This is a genomic window from Lentzea sp. NPDC051838 (assembly GCF_040681245.1).
Lineage (GTDB): Bacteria > Actinomycetota > Actinomycetes > Mycobacteriales > Pseudonocardiaceae > Lentzea.
The window spans coordinates 505,391-521,011 of record NZ_JBFAYI010000001.1 but is presented as its reverse complement, the minus strand read 5'-3'; the positions used below and the strand labels follow the sequence as shown (position 1 = coordinate 521,011).

The following is a 15,621-nucleotide window of genomic DNA, read 5'->3' as shown; positions in this document are numbered from 1 at the left end:
CTAAGTGTCTAGGCGAACGAGGCCGGGTCCACTTCGAAGGCGAGGGCCACCAGAGCGTCGAGATCCATCGCGGTTCCGGCGGCCATCGCGGCGTCCACCTCGGCATCGGTCAGCGTGCTGCGGATCCGGACCAGGGTGCCGTCCCGCACGGCGCGCTGATGTTTCGTCATCGGCAGGCCGTCCTGCTCGCGGATCACCTCGACGGCGCCGAGCATCCTGGCGGCCGACGCCGGGTCCACCGTGCTGAGCAGGTCGACGAGCGAGCTGAGGGTGTAGAGGACCGCGAACCGGTCGCCGAACCCGTGGTGGAAGTGGATGGCCGAGGTGTAGAGGCGGTAGGCCTCGACCGGGTCGCCTTCCAGCCTGGTGAGCCGGCCGAGGATGTGGAAGCCGTACGCCTCGCCGCCCATGTCGCCGATCCGCCTGCTGATCTCGACGGCTTCGACTAGCAGCGGGCGAGCGGCCGCGGCGTCGCCGAGGTCCACGCACACGTCGCCGAGACCGACGAGGTCCAGTGACAACGTGCGGAGGTTGCCGACCACGCGGTCCGCCTCGATGTTGTGCCGCATCAGGTCGCGCGCGGTGTGCAGGTCGCCCTCGAAGCGAGCGATGATCGACAGGTTGCCGCGCGCCGCGGCCAGCACGTTGGCGCGTTTTCCGTGCGCCTGCTCGATCTCGACGCACTCGCCGAAGCACGCGCGGGCCTGGTCCAGGTCACCGCTCTGCCGGGCGACCAGGCCGACGATGTTGAGCGCCTGGGCCACCAGGTCGTGGTCGCCGATCCGGCGGCCGATCAGCAGGCTCTCGGAGCCCAGCGTCAGCGCGGTCTCCTGGTCGTCCTGCTTGATCGCGAGGAACGCCGCGGAGTCCATCACCCTGCCGAGGACACCCTCTGGCAGGCCAGGCGCGTCCGCGAGCAGGCGGCGGTGCCATTCACGGCCCTCGCGGATGTGCCAGCCCTTCTGCCAGAACCGGTTGACGCCGAGGACGATCCGGGCGGCGGTGAGCGGGTCCCTGCCCGTCATGGCCTGGGTGTGCGCCGCGCGCAGGTTGAGGTACTCGTGGCTGACCCGCGCGTACCAGGCCGCTCCGTCGTGGCCGCCCAGGCCGCGGTCCGCGCGTTCGGCGAACTCGGCGAAGTACGCGGTGTGGCGCGCGGTCACCTCGTCGTCGGCCAGCTTCTCGCCCGCGTAGGCCCGGATGGTCTCCAGCATCGTGTACCGGAGCCCGTCCTCGGTCTGCCGCGCGCCGAGGAGGTTGCGGTCGACCAACCCGGTCAGCCGCTTGGTGAGACTCTCGTCGCTGATCTCCGAAGGAAGGCAGATCGCGGCGACGGCGTCGGCCGTGCAGCCACCGGCGAACACCGCCAGGCGGGTCAGCAACTCCTGGTCGTCGGCGTCGAGCAGCGCGAAGCTCCAGTCGATGGTGGCGCGCAGGGTCTGTTGCCGCGCCGGCAGGTCCTGCGGCCCGACCGCGGGCAACTCGGACCGTTCGTTCAACTGGGCGAGGATCTGGGGCGGCGACAGGACGTCGCAGTTCGCCGCCGTGAGCTCGATGGCCAGCGGCAGGCCGTCCAGCCGGATGCACACCTCGGCCGCGGCACGAAGGTCGTCCGCGGACAAGGTCAGCCCGTACACGGCCTCGGTCGCCCTGGACACGAACAGCGCGAGTGCGGGCCAGGACGCCAGCGCCTCGTCGGTCTCCTCCGGACGGGACGGCAGGCGGTCCAGATCGGGCACCGGCAGCGGCGGGACCGGGTAGACCTGTTCGCCGGACAGCCGCAACCGCTGCCGGCTCGTGGTCAGCACGCGCACGCCCGGCGCCGCCGCCAGCAGCGCGGCCACGAACGAGCCAGCGCTCAGCACGTGCTCGAAGTTGTCCAGCACCAGCAGCAGCTCGAGCTCGCTCAGCGCCTTGATCACCGCGTCGGTCAGCGGCTCGTTCGTGCCCTCCGGCACCTCCAGCACCGCGGCGACGGCGGACACCACCATCTCCGTCGTGGTGGCCTCGGCGAGCGACACGAACACCGCGCCGTCCGCGAACTCGTCCGCCACTGCTCCCGCGACGGCGACCGCGAGCCGGGTCTTGCCGATGCCGCCGGCGCCCGTCAGCGTCACCAGCCGCCGTTCGGAGAGGAGGTCGGCCAGCCGCGTCACGTCCCGCGCGCGGCCCACCAAGCTGCTGACCGCGGCCGGCAACCGTCGCCGGGCGTTGTCGGCACGGGCCACCGCCTCCTCGGAGACGCCCCAGTCGCCGTTGCCGCCCTGCTCCAGGTCGCCACGAGCGGCGAGTTGCGTCAGCCCGCGCTCGGCCTGTGCGATGAAACCGCCACTGCGCCGAGCCAGCCAGTGCACCAGTTCCCTCGTCGGCTCACCGTGCAACGTCGTGCGCAGCCACACGTGCAGCGCCGACTCGGACAACGGCGCCAGCACCGCGGTGTCGAGCAGCGGCAGCACCTGCGGCACCGGCCCGGCGGGATCGTGCATCGCCTGGACCAGGCCCACGACCCGCGCGCCACCGGAGCCGGCCAGCCGCCGCACTCGCCGGCCCACGTCCGCGAGGTCGGCGTCGGTGTCGACGAGCACCAGCACCCGCTCGCCGAGCCCGTCCGGTGTCACGGCGCCGTCGACCACGTCGAACCCGCGCAGCCCCGCCAGCTTGCCGACCTCGGCCAGGAACCTGCTGTGCCCAGCGCCGCGCTCGCCGGCAACCCTCAGCGCGCCGCGTCCGGACGCGTCCAGCCGCACGAGGAAGTCGCGCACCACCGCCAGTGCCGCGTCGCGCTCCAGCAACCTCTCGGACGACCGGCGCCCGCTCGCCTGCAGGTCGTCGCCCACCGCGCGGCCCCGCCCGCGGCGCTTGGCCAGGTAGTTTCGACGGTCGGCGAGCTCGATCAACGACTGCCGGTCGGGCGCGTCGTCCGGGTAGGTGGCCAGTCCGAGGCTGATCGACACCGACAGCGGCGGGTTTCCCGGGAACGGCTTGGTGCCGATGGCGTCCACCAGCCGCGTCGCGACCTGCAGCGCCTCCACCGCGCCCGTCTCCGGCAGCACCAGCACGAACTCGTCCCCGCCGTAACGCACCACCACGTCGGCGTCGCGCGCCACGCCCTTGGCCCGCTCGACGATCGACCGCAGCACGACATCACCGCGCGCGTGCCCGTACGCGTCGTTGACGGTCTTGAAGTGGTCGACGTCGAACACGAACACCGAGCAACAACCGCCGATGAGCCGCGCCCTGGCGATCGCGCCGTCGAGGCAGCCGTTCAGACCCCCACGCGCGAGCGCACCGGTGACCACGTCGGTCAGCAGCGTGCGGAGCACACCGCGGTCGAGATCGGGAGGTTCGGTCACGACGCTCCGTTAGAGGTTGGACAACCACTTTCGTAAGCCGCGTACCGTAACCGAAGCGGCTGTTGGACGGTACCCAACGAGTACCACAACCAACCGCCGCATTCGTCAACTCGGCCATGCCGATCGGCTATGGCCGCGCAGGTGGGATCATCCCCACCCGCAACCGGGGTGAGTCCGAGGGGGACCAACGATGAACGTCAAAGGTGTCGTCACGTTCACGACAGCGTTGCTGATGGCCGCCGGGGTGGGAACCGGGGTCCCCTCGGCAGCCGAGACGGTCTTCCGCGTCAGGCACGCGGTCACGGGCCTTTGCCTGCACGGCACCGACAGCGGCACCGTCTACACCCGCAACTGCGTCACCGGCAACTCGAACCAGCGGTGGGAGATCGTCAGCGGAAGGTTCAAGAACCTGGCGGTCCGTCGCTACCTGGGCAGCGACGGCACGTCGGTGCGGACGTACTCGACCACGTCCGCCCTCACCAGCTGGACGAGCAGCTCCACCGTCAACAAGTACGTCCGGCACACCCAGAGCGGCCTCTGCCTGGACTCCTCCGGGGCGGACAACGAACACGTCAGCCTGGCGGCGTGCCGGGCAGGGCAGGCTGCTCTCTGGAAGTTCGAGGCAGTGGTCTGACTCCGGTCCGCCACAGCGAGATGCCGAGCCCCAGCAGCAGCCCGCCTGCCAGGTAGAGCACGAACGACGCCGGTGCGACGAGAGCCACCGGCCCGACGTCCACAACGGGTTCGCCGCCGCCGGGCAGCACCAGCAGGCTCGTCACGAACTCGGGTGCCTTCTCGGCCAGCGCGGGCAGGACGAACGTCTCGACGAACGTGTAGCAAAGGGTCACACCGAAGAAGAATTCGAGAAGAATGCAACCGATCAGGCCCAGCAGCCCGGTTTCCCCGATCTGACGAAGGTAGAGACCGGCCACCCCGATCGCACCCAGGACGGCCATCAGCATCGTCAGGTGGTGCGTGACAGTCCACAGAGGACCGGTCACCTCGGAGACCACCTCTTCTGGGTGGATGAGCTGGACGAGGATGAACAGCGCACCGGACGCGACGGCCGACACGGCCGCGCCTCTGGTCAGCCTGTCCGGGGTGACCATGGTTCGCTTCCTAGGTGATCACGTGGTAGTCGTCGAGCGCGAGCACCAGGTCCACTTCGGACAGAGCGACACCGTTCACCAGCGCGGCCATCACCTGCTCTGCTGGAAGGTCCAGCGTCGGATCCGCCAGGCGAAGCGATGCGGCGACGTGCGCGAGGAACCGTTCCGGATCGTTGTCGCGCTCGTCCAGCGACACCCACGCGACTCCGGTTTTGTCGGCCAGCCAGGCAGCGAGCAACGTCGTCTTGCCGAAGCCGGCTGGCGCGGACACGAGAGTCAGCGCGCGACCGGCGTCCAGCACCTCGGTCAGCCGAGGCCTTACGACGAGGCCCGGCCGTGGCACCGGAGGACGCAGTTTGGTGACCAGCACCGGGCTCGACGACACAGTCCACCTATAGTTCCTTGAGGTCAGCCAGGACGGTCGCGGCGTCAGCCGTCACCTGCCCGTTGCCAGACGCCACCACGGCTTCCAATGCCTTGATCGCCTCCAACTTTGCCGACACGAGCGCCACCGTATGGATTCGCGGGTCGGATGCCATTTCCCGCTTGACCCACTCCCCTAGCCGGACAGCCGCTACAGCGGATAGCTGCTCGTGTTCGGAACCGACCAGCATGCTGTAGACCGCTATGACGGCAAGCACCTGAGGGATCCGCAGACTGTTGGCCTGGTCCGTCATCCTCTCCGCAGCGGGCTGCACCCTGCTCTCCAGCACCTCGGCGATCTTCAGCGCGGCGGGCGCCCACACGTCGGCGGGCAAGACGGAACCGGTGTACGACAACAGACGCGTGATGGAACCGGCCTCCTGCTGCGCCTCCGCATAAGCACGTTCCAGAAGGACGTGGGGCCGCAAGTCGACCGCCCGCAGCCCGCCATGGACATAACCTCCCCTGACACCAGGCGGTTCCAGTTCGGCGAAGTGCTCGAGCAACAGCCGGTGGGTGAACATGTAGCCGCCACCGACCTTGAGCATGAGCGTGCGGTCCACAGCAAAGTCGAGGAACCGCACCAGGCGGGCGGGCATCACACCTGCACGGGCCAGCAACAGCCTGCTCAACCAGTAGGCGACGACGCCGCGCCCGGAGTGCCCGTATCCGACGCCGAATCCGATGACCACACCGGTGACAAGTCCGATCGGCCCGTAGAAGAAGCCGAGCACCCCCGCCACCGGCACCCCGGCCAGCAGCGCGTACACGGCGCACATCGACACCGCGTCCCTGATTCCCCACCCGGACGGCCGATCGCGCAGGCTGTTGCTGTCCCCGGAGAAGGTACCCTCACTCACCATCGCCACAGCCACCATGAAGCCTGACAACGCACCACCGACCAGGCCGATGAGACCGCCGTAGAACACAGCGCCGAGGAACCTTTGGTCGGCCATCACCAACCGCACCACGCCGAGGACGACCCCACCCACCAGGCCCAACACGCCGCAGGCCACGCCGAGCAGTCCGATCATCAGCGGGCCCAAGACCTGCACGTCCTCCAGCTCATTGGCCAGCTGGCCGCGGCGGGTCCTGAACCGGGAGTACTTCAACTCGACCTCGTCCACGGTCAGCAGCCCATAACCCACGACGCCCCAGCCAAGCACGCCGAACCCGAGCCCGATCGGCCAGCCGAAGAACAGTCCCATCGGCAGCCCGATCGAGCCACCAGCGAGGAGAGCTGCAGGCAGGGCCGTCACCGCCACCACCAACCGGCGCGACCACTTGGCGAGCCAGTTCGTGCTGACGGACTCGATGAAGTAGTACGTCTCCAGTTGGTGCCCCAACGCTCGGGCCACGTAGGCGAGCATCCGCACGGCGTCCGGCGTCTCGATCTTCGGACCGGTCTTGCGCCGGGTGACGGCTCGGTCGACGAAGGCCGTGATCAGCTCGGCCTGACGTTGCTCCAGCGTGCCTTCCGTCGCCACGTCGCCCGCCGGCAACCCGTGGTACGCCCGCACCGCCACGCTGAGCAGGAACGGCGTTCGCAACAGCTCCCACAAAGACGGCTCACCGCGCAACGCCTCCCGCAGCCCGGCGAGCGGTTCGCCGAACCGGTCGAGGTAGTCCTCGGTCTGCGGACGCGTCAGCGGCTGGATGAGCAGTGCGGTGTCGAGGGACAGCCGCAGGCCGAGCGCGTCGTAGTCGGCGATCCGGCTGGACACGATCAGCGGCAGGATCTGGTGCCCGCGGTGGAAGTCGTCGACGGCTCGCGCGCACGCAAGCCGGTGGCTGAGCGCCACTTCGTCGAGGCCGTCGAGCAACGGCAGCACGCGGTCGTTGCGAATCCAGTCCTCGGCCAAGTCTTCTGGCACCCCGTAAAGGGGTCCGGTGAGCTCCTGCACGAACCACTCCGCGAGGGGTTTGCCGCTCGCGGGCCAGGACGACAGCTGGAAGACCACGGGGATGGGCGCGACGTCGTCCCGGCTCGCCTCGTCGAGCAGGTCTTCGAGGAACGTGAGCAGCATCGTCGTCTTGCCCGCGCCGGGAGCACCGAGCACGAGCAGTCCGCGGTGGCGGTCGACGACGTCCACCAGCGCGGTGTCCCTGTCGAGCTGCCGGGCGGCCTCGGTGCCGTGCTCGACGAGGACGTCCCACGACCGCTTGAGCAGGTCCGGGCGCTCGGCCAGGTCGAGGTCGATCAGCGTGCGCCGGTAGAGCGACCTGTCGAGCACGCCTTCGATCCACACGGTTCGCAGGCGGGCGAGCATGGCCCGCCTGCTGAACGCGGCCCGCTCCCCTGTCACCGGCTGCTGGGGGCCGTTGCCACCGTAGAGCTTGATCGCCAACGGAATGCCGCCCACCACCAGCACGCCGAGAACCGGCCACGCGATCCACAGGTGGGGACGCCACGACTCGGGCACGACCTCGGTGGCGAGGTTCGTCATGACGGCGACGACCGCCGTGAGCACGTTGGCGATGATCACCACCCACAGCACCCGGTTGTTGCCGCGCATGCACCACCCCCTGCCGGCCAACACTCTAAGGGAGCAGATCAACGGCTCCCTCGGAAAGAGCTGCCCGCGTGGGCAGTCTTGCGGGCAGGACTGGGCCAAAAGGATGGCGGGGCGACCCGCGGGCTTCCTAGCGTCGGTCAGGTGCACGATCATCAGGCGGCGCGGGACACGTCGCGGCGCAAGCCGTCCACAAAGGAACAGCCGGAACCGTCGCTGTTGAAGATGCAACGCGCGGCGGGCAACCAGGCCGTGCAGCGCGCGATCACGATCCAGCGCCTGTGGACCGCGGACCAGCGGCGACAGGCGTTGCGGACGGCGGGCTCGGCGATTCGGGTGCTGACGCCACCGTTGACCATGCTCGGGTGGTCGATCACCGGTGTCGCTGTCGGCCTGCGCGGGTCGTTCGACGCCGGGGCGGGAGTGGGCGCCGGCGCCGGGGTCGACCAGATGGTCTTCGTGAACCTGGTCAGCGGTGAGCTGACCGGCGACGTGATCTCGTTCGCCGAGGTGGGTGTCGGCGTCACCGCGGGCGGTAGCGCCGGGATCGTCGTCGGCATCCGGCTCGGGCCGTCGGGGCGGGCAGGCAACATGTCGGGCGCGTACGCGGGCGGGAGTGTCGGGGCGAGCGCGAAACTGCTCGCCGGCGTCGGGTTCTCCATCGGCACCGGCATCTTGTCCGGCGAGGAGAGCTGGGCCACGGCGGCGTTCAGTCTCGGCGCCGAGGCCGGAATGCGCGGTTCGTACAGCTATGGCGTCAGCACCGAGCAGACGGTCGCGCCTGCCGTGGCCGCGTGGGTTCAGGGCGTGGCGCAGGGGCTCGCCGGTGGTCTGCAGACGGCGTCGGCGGTCGGTCGCGGCATCAGCGACCTGGTGGCGCGGACGTTCGGCAGCGTGGTGAGCATCTACGACCCGGACACGTGGAACCTCGCCGGGTACCTGCCCGCCGAGCAGCAGGCGTGGCGCGAGCTCGGCGGGTACATGAAGCGCGTGATCACCACCTCCACGCTGGACGTGTTCCTCGCGGGAGAGTCGCGGGGCGTGCCGGTGTCGCGGCGGATCGCGGGGCTCGGGGACGTCGGGGTGTTCATCCGGGTGTCGGAGGCGATCAACGCCCGCTACCGCCGCGAGAACGGCCTGACCTCGCGCGACGAGCTCTGGCCCGCGAACGCCTTCACCAACCGGACGTACCTGCAGTTCCTGGCTTTTCTGCGCGATCAGCGTCTGCTGTGAGCAAACTCAATTGACGGAGTGAGCGCTCACTCCGCACCATGGACGCATGACACCAGAAGTTCGGCGACGAGCGCCGAGCATGAGCGCCGAGGACCGGCGCGCGATGATCGTGCACGCGGTGCTGCCGCTGCTGATGGAGCACGGCGCGAACGTGACCAGCAGCCAGATCGCCCGCGCGGCCGGCATCGGTGAGGGCACGATCTTCCGCGCGTTCAAGGACAAGGACGAGTTGTTCGACGCCTGCACCGCCGAGGCGCTCAGGCCCGATCACGTGCTGGACGCGATCGCCGAGATTCCCGTGGACCAGCCGTTGGAGGACCGGCTCGTCGAGGCCGCCGAAGCGCTCGGGGCGCACCTCGAGCGGATGGGCGCGTTGATGGGGGCGTTGCACGCGTCCGGCCGGGTCAAGCACCGCGACCCCGAACAGCGCGGCAAGGGCAAGAGCCGGCGCCGCGAGTCGACGGCCGCCATCCGAGCGGCGATGGTCGAGCTGTTCACGCCGGAGAAGGATCGGCTGCGGCTGCCACCCGAGCAGCTGGCCACGATCTTCCTGACCCTGTTGTTCGGCGGGCGCCGGATGGCCCAGGACGACGCGCCCAGCACGCGCCAGGTCGTCGACTTCTTCCTGCACGGCGCTGTGGAGGCCGAATGATCCCGGGCGGCGGCGTGGAGTTCATGCTGGGGCGGCGCAACCGCCGGCGGCGCGCCTCGACGGTGGCGGAGAGCGGGCTCACCGGCCCGGTCGACATCCCCGAGGCGAAGCCGGAAGACGGACCCAAGGACCTGCGTTCACGGCTGAAGCGCGCGAAGACGTCGGTGGCGGGCACTGTCCGCGGTCTGCCGAAGGTCGCGAGGCTGACGTGGCAGGCCAGTCCGACCCTGACCATCCTGCTGGCGTTGATCACGCTGTTGTCGGGGCTGCTGCCGACCGCGACCGCGTACATCGCGAAGCTGCTGCTGGACTCCGTCGTCGCGGCGATCCAGCACACCGGCACCACCGGCGACATCGCGAAGATCGCGCTCCTGCAGTTCGGCGTGCTCGCCGGAACCGCGGTCAGCAGCGCGCTGACGTCGATCGCACAGTCGTTGCTGCAGGAACGCATGACGCTGACCATCCGCCACCGGGTGATGGGGCACGCCAGCGACCTGCACCTCGCGTACTTCGAGGGCTCGGCGTCGTACGACATGCTGCGGCAGGCCGCGCAGGAGGCGCCGACCCGGCCGTTGTCGATGATGAACTCCGCGCTCGGGCTGCTGCGGACGCTGATCACGTTCGCCAGCATGATCGCGCTGCTCGTCTCGATCAGCCCGCTGCTGGCGCTCGTCGCGCTGCTGGCGCCGATCCCCGCGTTCATCTCGCAGTCGAAGTACGGCTCGCGCGCGTTCTGGCTGACGTTCATGATGTCGCCGATCAAGCGCCGGATGGACTACCTGTCCTCTTTGGTCACCACGGACACGTACGCCAAGGAGACCAAGCTGTTCGGGCTCGGCCCGTACTTCGTCGACCGGTTCCTGCGGCTCGGCACCGTTTCCTATGAGCGCCAACGGAAGCTGACGGTCAACCGCAACGTCAGCTCCACGTCCTGGGGCCTGCTGAGCACGCTCGCGGGGTCGGCGATCACGTTGTACATCGCACTGGAAGCGGTCGGCGGACGCCTCACGCTCGGCGACCTGGCGCTGTACACGGCCGCGGCGGCCTCCGTGCAGACGTCGGTGTCCGGGCTGTTCACGGCGTTCTCGGGGATGTACGAGAACAACCTCTACCTCGACACGCTGTACAAGTTCCTGGACACGAAGCCGGAGATCACGGCGCCGGCGTCACCGCGCCCGATGCCGTCCACAGTGGAGGGTCACATCGAGTTCGACCGGGTGACCTTCAGCTACCCCGGCGCCGAGGAACCCGCGCTGGACGACGTCAGCTTCGAGATCCTGCCCGGCGAGACGGTGGCGGTGGTGGGCCGCAACGGCGCGGGCAAGTCGACGTTGTTCAAGCTGCTCTGCCGCCTCTACGACCCGACCGGCGGCCGCATCCTGCTCGACGGCGTCGACATCCGCGAGTACGACCCCGTCGACCTGCGCACCAAGATCAGCGCGATGTTCCAGGACTACGTGACGTACCAGGGCACGGCCGCGGAGAACATCGGTCTGGGTGACCTGACACGGCTGGAGGACCGGCCGCACATCGAGGACTCGGCCCGCCGCGCCGGTGCGGACGAACGGATCGAACGACTGCCGCAGGGCTACGACAGCCCGCTCGGACGCTGGTTCGACCAGGGTGTGAGTCTCTCAGGCGGCGAGTGGCAGAAGATCGCGCTGGCCAGGGCGTTCCAGCGGGAGGCGCCGATCCTCGTGCTCGACGAGCCGACGTCGGCACTGGACGCGCAGGCCGAGCACGACCTGTTCGCGCGGCTGCGGGAGCTGTCGGAAGGCCGGACGACGCTGTACATCTCGCACCGGTTCTCGACCGTGCGGCAGGCGGAGCGGATTCTCCTGCTGGAGCACGGGAAGGTGGCCGAGTACGGGACGCACGAGGAACTGATGGCGGCCAAGGCCGGGTACGCCGAGCTGTTCACGTTGCAGGCGCAGGCATACCTGGACGAGGTGCCGGGCTGAGTCGCCCGGTCGGCGCTTGTTCGGCGATCACGGGATCAGTCACGATCACCCCCGGAGTGCTCGACTCGAGGGGGACCGTTGACGAACCGCTGGAAACGCCTGTGGGACGAACTCGGCTGCTTCCTGATCCCTTTGGTGCTCATCGCCGTGATCGCGTTCGCGGTGTGGGCGTGGTTCCAGCCGGGCGGGGACTCGCCCAGCTACTGGCACTAGTGCCGCGCCCGGCAGCCTCCGCCACGCCTTCGTCGCTCAGCAGGGCGCCTCGCGGCACCGGCCCCAGGCCCGCAGCCAACCAGGATGAGGACCTGGGGCCGGCACCACGATGCACCCGTCTGAACGACGAAAACGGGGCAAAGGCTGCCGGGCGCGGCACTAGACGATCGTGTCGTCCACGAAGCACCAGCGCCAGGTCTCCCCCGGCTCGAACGACCGGATCACCGGGTGACCTTCGTCCGCGAAGTGCTTGGAGGCGTGCTTGGCGGGCGAGGAGTCGCAGCAGCCGACCTTGCCGCAGCCGAGGCACAGGCGCAGGTGCACCCACCTGCCGCCGACCGCCAGGCAGTCCTCGCAGCCCTCGAGCGTGCTGGGAGCGGGGTCGGGGCCCAGCTCGGCGACGTGTTCGCAAGTAGTTGCCACGGCGCGACAGTACCTCGATTGGTGTCATCGACAAGTTCTGGTGTTTGACTGGTCGCATGACGACTGCCGACCGCGTCGCGCGGCCCTCGATTCTCACGGTGGACGACGACCCGGCCGTGTCCCGGTCCGTGGCGCGCGACCTGCGGCGGATGTACGGCGAGCACTACCGGGTCGTGCGGGCGGAGTCCGGAGCGCAGGCGCTCGAGGCCCTGCACGAGATCAAGCTGCGCGGTGAGGAGGTCGCGGCGCTGCTCGCGGACTACCGGATGCCGCAGATGAGCGGGATCCAGTTCCTCGAACAGGCGATGGACGTGTTCCCGCAGGCGCGCCGGATTCTGCTCACGGCGTACGCGGACACCGACGCCGCGATCCAGGCGATCAACGTCGTGGACCTCGACCACTACCTGCTCAAGCCGTGGGACCCGCCGGAGGAGAACCTCTACCCGGTGCTCGACGAGCAGCTGCGGGCGTGGGCGGTGAGCGACCGGCAGCCCTCACAGCAGGTGCGGGTGGTCGGGCACCGCTGGTCGCCGCGCTCGTACGAGGTGCGGGACTTCCTGGCGCGCAACAGCGTTCCGTTCCGCTGGCACGCGCTCGACGAACCGGAGGCGCGCTGTCTGCTCACCGCGGCGCACCAGGACGGGACGACGCTGCCGGTCGTGGTGACGGCGCAGGGCAAGGCGCTGGTCGACCCGACCGACGCGGAGCTCGCCGCCGAGGTGGGTCTGAGCACGACGCCGTCGGCCGACTTCTACGACCTGATCGTCGTGGGTGGCGGGCCGGCGGGGCTCGGCGCCGCGGTGTACGGCGGGTCGGAAGGACTGCGGACCGTCCTCGTCGAACGGATCGCGACCGGTGGCCAGGCCGGTACGAGCAGCCGGATCGAGAACTACCTGGGCTTCCCCGACGGGGTGTCCGGCGGGCAGCTCACCGAACGGGCCCGCAGACAGGCGGTGAAGTTCAACGTCGAGCTGCTCACCACCCGTGACGTCGTCAGCCTCGAACGCCGGGGAGCCGCGCGCGTCGTGCGGTTCGGCGACGGCACCGAGCTCGCCGCCCACACGGTCATCCTCGCGACCGGTGTGTCGTACCGGTTGCTCGACGCGCCCGGACTCGGCCCGTTGACCGGGCGGGGCGTGTACTACGGCGCCTCGACCACCGAAGGCCCGAACTGCGCCGGCCAGGACGTCTACCTGGTCGGTGGCGCGAACTCCGCGGGCCAGGCGGCGGTGTACTTCTCGGGCCACGCGCGCAAGGTCGTGATCCTGGTGCGGGGCGACTCGCTGGAGCAGTCGATGTCGCGGTACCTGATCGACCAGCTCGAGGCGATCGGGAACGTCGAGGTGCGCACGCACACCGAGGTCTGCGGTGGCACGGGTGACGATCACCTGGAAACGTTGACGCTGCTGCACAACAAGACCGGGGAGACGACGACCGTGCAGGCGAGCTGGTTGTTCGCGTTCATCGGCGCCGCCCCGCGCACCGACTGGCTGGACGGCACGCTGGAACGCGACGCCCACGGGTTCCTGCTCGCCGGGCCGGACCTCGGCGGCACTCCCCCCGGCTGGGACCTGGAGCGGGCGCCGTACCACCTGGAGACGAACGTGCCCGGCGTGTTCGTGGCGGGCGACGTCCGGGCGGACTCGGTGAAGCGGGTCGCGTCCGCGGTCGGCGAGGGCGCCATGGCGGTCACGCTGGTCCACCGTTACCTGGAGAGGTCGTGATGGAGAGGCTCACCCCGGCCGAGCTGCGCGAACTGTTCCTGTTCGAGAAGCTCGACGACGACCAGCTCGACTGGCTGGCCGACCACGGCCACATCGAGACCCGCGAGGCCGGCACACCCGTGCTCACCGAGGGCGAGCCGGCGACGTGCTTCTTCGTGCTGCTCGAAGGCACGGTCGCGCTGTGCCGCAACATCGGCGGCCAACGGGTCGAGGTGAGCCGCAGCAGCCTGCGCGGCTCGTACTTCGGCGCCACCCAGGCCTACCTGGAGCTCGACCAGCCGACCTACCAGATGACCGTCGAGTCGATCACCGCCACGTCGATGCTGCAGTTCGACGCGGACGAGATCGGGCCGACGATCCGCGCGTGGTTCCCGATGGCGATGCACCTGCTGGAGGGCCTGTTCTGGGGCATGCGCAACACCCAGGCGACGGTGGGCCAGCACGAACGGCTCACCGCGCTCGGCGCTCTGGCGGCAGGCCTCACCCACGAGCTCAACAACCCGGCGGCGGCCGCGGTGCGCGCGACGGCGGCGTTGCGGGAGCGGGTCGCGGGCATGCGACACAAGCTGGCCCTGCTCGCCCAGGGAGCGATCGACCCCGCGGACATGCCCGCGCTGGTCAAGCTGCAGGAGAAGGCGGTCGAACGGGTCGCCAAGGCCCCGAAGCTCAGCCCGCTGGAGGCGAGCGACGCCGAGGACGAGGTCGCGGACTGGCTCGACGAGCACGACATCAGCGGCGGCTGGGACGTCGCGCCCGTGCTGGTCGCGGCCGGGCTGGACGTCGAGTGGCTGGAGAGCTCGCTCGCCGCGTGTCCCGTCGGCGTCACCGGATCCGCCGTGTACTGGCTCAGGTACACGGTCGAGACCGAGATGTTGATGAACGAGATCGAGGACGCCACCACGCGAGTGTCCACCTTGGTCGGTGCGGCCAAGCAGTACTCGCAGATGGACCGCGCGCCGTTCCAGGTCGTAGATGTGCACGAGCTGCTCGACTCGACGCTGGTCATGTTCGGCGGCAAGCTCAAGGACGTTTCCCTGGTCAAGGACTACGACCGGACGCTGCCCGCCATCCCCGCGTACGCCGGTGAGCTCAACCAGGTGTGGACGAACATGTTCGACAACGCACTGAGCGCGATGGGCGGCTCGGGCACGCTGACGGTGCGCACTTTCAAACGCGACAACGACCTCGTCGTGGAGATCGGTGACACCGGTCCCGGCATCCCGGCGGAGGTGAAGAGCCGGATCTTCGAGCCCTTCTTCACGACCAAGCCGGTCGGCGAGGGCACCGGGCTCGGGCTGGAGATCTCGTGGCGGATCGTGGTCAACAAGCACCACGGCGACATCCGGGTCGAGTCGGTGCCGGGCGACACGCGGTTCCAGGTCGTGCTGCCGCTGGAGGCTAGGTCAGCAGCTTCCGGATGATCTCGGTGGCGGTGTCGATGTCCGGCGGCGCGCCGGTGATGACGTCGGAGTAGCAGAACGACTCGGCGAGCCGGACCACGGCGTAGGCCAGCTTGGTCGCCGGAATCTCGTCGTCGTCGCGTTCGGCGCGGATGAGGTCGGCCAGTCCGGTCACCAGGCGGTGCTGGACCACGCCCTGCTGGGAGGTCAGGACCCGCAGCGCGGTCTCGGGGTCGCGTTCGAGGAGAGCGCGCAGAGCCGGTGAGGCGACGGTGTCGCGCATGGCCTGGTCCAGCACGGCGATCACTCTGTGGATCCCCCGTGTCGAGCTGGCCTGCCACAGGCGTGCCCACGCCGCGTGCGTGACGGCCCACAGCACCTCGCCCAGGACGCGGTCGCGGTCGCCGTAGCGGCGGTAGAGGGTGGCCCGGCCGATGCCGGCCGCGGTGGCGAGGTCGCCCATGTCGATGCGGCTCTCGCGGAGGAACTGCCTGCGGGCGAGCGCGATGACCGGATCCACCTCGGGCTCGATGGTGAGGTTCACGTTGGTCGCCGCGTGAGACAACATGTATAAAGTGTCTCACGCGAGACATCTGGACGGAATGTCTCACCGCTGC

General features: G+C 69.7%; 13 protein-coding genes. 7 read left to right on the top strand and 6 right to left on the bottom strand.

Going from position 1 to position 15,621, the window contains the following annotated elements; genetic code table 11:
• Positions 1-8: 8 nt before the first annotated feature.
• Positions 9-3,353 carry a diguanylate cyclase gene (locus tag AB0M24_RS02095; RefSeq protein ID WP_363759631.1) on the bottom strand — a complete coding sequence of 1,115 codons (3,345 nt, stop codon included), beginning with the start codon at positions 3,351-3,353 and terminating at the stop codon, positions 9-11.
• 190 nt (positions 3,354-3,543) lie between these two features.
• Here AB0M24_RS02095 and AB0M24_RS02090 point away from each other — a divergent pair, with 190 nt between their 5' ends.
• On the top strand, positions 3,544-3,987 hold the full coding sequence (locus tag AB0M24_RS02090; RefSeq protein ID WP_363759628.1) for a hypothetical protein: 444 nt from the start codon (positions 3,544-3,546) through the stop codon (positions 3,985-3,987).
• Here the strand turns inward: AB0M24_RS02090 and AB0M24_RS02085 are convergent.
• The 3 genes from AB0M24_RS02085 to AB0M24_RS02075 are packed head-to-tail and all read right to left on the bottom strand — an operon-like array spanning position 3,926 to position 7,401.
• Positions 3,926-4,462, bottom strand: coding sequence for a hypothetical protein (locus AB0M24_RS02085; RefSeq protein WP_363759625.1), 537 nt, complete (start codon positions 4,460-4,462; stop codon positions 3,926-3,928). The two genes, AB0M24_RS02090 and AB0M24_RS02085, sit on opposite strands and share 62 nt — an antisense overlap.
• A 10-nt stretch (positions 4,463-4,472) precedes the next feature.
• Entirely contained in the window at positions 4,473-4,847 is a 375-nt protein-coding gene (locus tag AB0M24_RS02080; RefSeq protein ID WP_363759622.1) for a hypothetical protein, read from the bottom strand.
• A gap of 7 nt (positions 4,848-4,854) precedes the next feature.
• Positions 4,855-7,401 (bottom strand): hypothetical protein, encoded by a 2,547-nt coding sequence (locus AB0M24_RS02075; protein WP_363759619.1) that lies wholly within the window; start codon positions 7,399-7,401, stop codon positions 4,855-4,857.
• A gap of 141 nt (positions 7,402-7,542) precedes the next feature.
• Here AB0M24_RS02075 and AB0M24_RS02070 point away from each other — a divergent pair, with 141 nt between their 5' ends.
• The 4 genes from AB0M24_RS02070 to AB0M24_RS02055 all read left to right on the top strand — a co-directional run bounded on the left by AB0M24_RS02070 (position 7,543) and on the right by AB0M24_RS02055 (position 11,457).
• On the top strand, positions 7,543-8,631 hold the full coding sequence (locus tag AB0M24_RS02070) for a hypothetical protein (protein ID WP_363759616.1): 1,089 nt from the start codon (positions 7,543-7,545) through the stop codon (positions 8,629-8,631).
• A 79-nt stretch (positions 8,632-8,710) separates the two neighbouring features.
• Entirely contained in the window at positions 8,711-9,283 is a 573-nt protein-coding gene (locus AB0M24_RS02065) for a TetR/AcrR family transcriptional regulator (RefSeq protein WP_363761544.1), read from the top strand.
• Positions 9,284-9,297: 14 nt separating this feature from the next.
• The gene (locus AB0M24_RS02060) at positions 9,298-11,244 is read left to right on the top strand and encodes an ABC transporter ATP-binding protein (protein ID WP_363761542.1); all 1,947 of its coding nucleotides are present in this window, start codon (positions 9,298-9,300) and stop codon (positions 11,242-11,244) included.
• A gap of 78 nt (positions 11,245-11,322) precedes the next feature.
• Entirely contained in the window at positions 11,323-11,457 is a 135-nt protein-coding gene (locus tag AB0M24_RS02055) for a hypothetical protein (RefSeq protein ID WP_363759614.1), read from the top strand.
• Between the two features lie 159 nt (positions 11,458-11,616).
• Here AB0M24_RS02055 and AB0M24_RS02050 read toward each other — a convergent pair whose 3' ends face one another.
• Entirely contained in the window at positions 11,617-11,880 is a 264-nt protein-coding gene (locus tag AB0M24_RS02050) for a UBP-type zinc finger domain-containing protein (RefSeq protein WP_363759612.1), read from the bottom strand.
• A 56-nt stretch (positions 11,881-11,936) separates the two neighbouring features.
• Between AB0M24_RS02050 and AB0M24_RS02045 the strand changes: the two genes are divergently transcribed.
• A complete protein-coding gene (locus AB0M24_RS02045) occupies positions 11,937-13,604 on the top strand; it encodes an FAD-dependent oxidoreductase (RefSeq protein WP_363759609.1) in 1,668 nt (555 codons plus the stop codon).
• The gene (locus AB0M24_RS02040) at positions 13,604-15,025 is read left to right on the top strand and encodes an ATP-binding protein (protein ID WP_363759606.1); all 1,422 of its coding nucleotides are present in this window, start codon (positions 13,604-13,606) and stop codon (positions 15,023-15,025) included. The genes AB0M24_RS02045 and AB0M24_RS02040 overlap by 1 nt, the downstream gene beginning before the upstream one ends.
• Here AB0M24_RS02040 and AB0M24_RS02035 read toward each other — a convergent pair.
• Positions 15,003-15,572 (bottom strand): QsdR family transcriptional regulator, encoded by a 570-nt coding sequence (locus AB0M24_RS02035; RefSeq protein ID WP_363759603.1) that lies wholly within the window; start codon positions 15,570-15,572, stop codon positions 15,003-15,005. The genes AB0M24_RS02040 and AB0M24_RS02035 overlap by 23 nt on opposite strands.
• Positions 15,573-15,621: the final 49 nt, after the last annotated feature.

Coding starts and splice junctions, on each gene's coding strand:
- AB0M24_RS02090 (WP_363759628.1), top strand. CDS start 3,544: ATGAACGTCAAAGGTGTCGTCACGTTCACGACAGCGTTGCTGATGGCC.
- AB0M24_RS02085 (WP_363759625.1), bottom strand. CDS start 4,462: ATGGTCACCCCGGACAGGCTGACCAGAGGCGCGGCCGTGTCGGCCGTC.
- AB0M24_RS02075 (WP_363759619.1), bottom strand. CDS start 7,401: ATGCGCGGCAACAACCGGGTGCTGTGGGTGGTGATCATCGCCAACGTG.
- AB0M24_RS02065 (WP_363761544.1), top strand. CDS start 8,711: ATGAGCGCCGAGGACCGGCGCGCGATGATCGTGCACGCGGTGCTGCCG.
- AB0M24_RS02045 (WP_363759609.1), top strand. CDS start 11,937: ATGACGACTGCCGACCGCGTCGCGCGGCCCTCGATTCTCACGGTGGAC.
- AB0M24_RS02040 (WP_363759606.1), top strand. CDS start 13,604: ATGGAGAGGCTCACCCCGGCCGAGCTGCGCGAACTGTTCCTGTTCGAG.
- AB0M24_RS02035 (WP_363759603.1), bottom strand. CDS start 15,572: ATGTTGTCTCACGCGGCGACCAACGTGAACCTCACCATCGAGCCCGAG.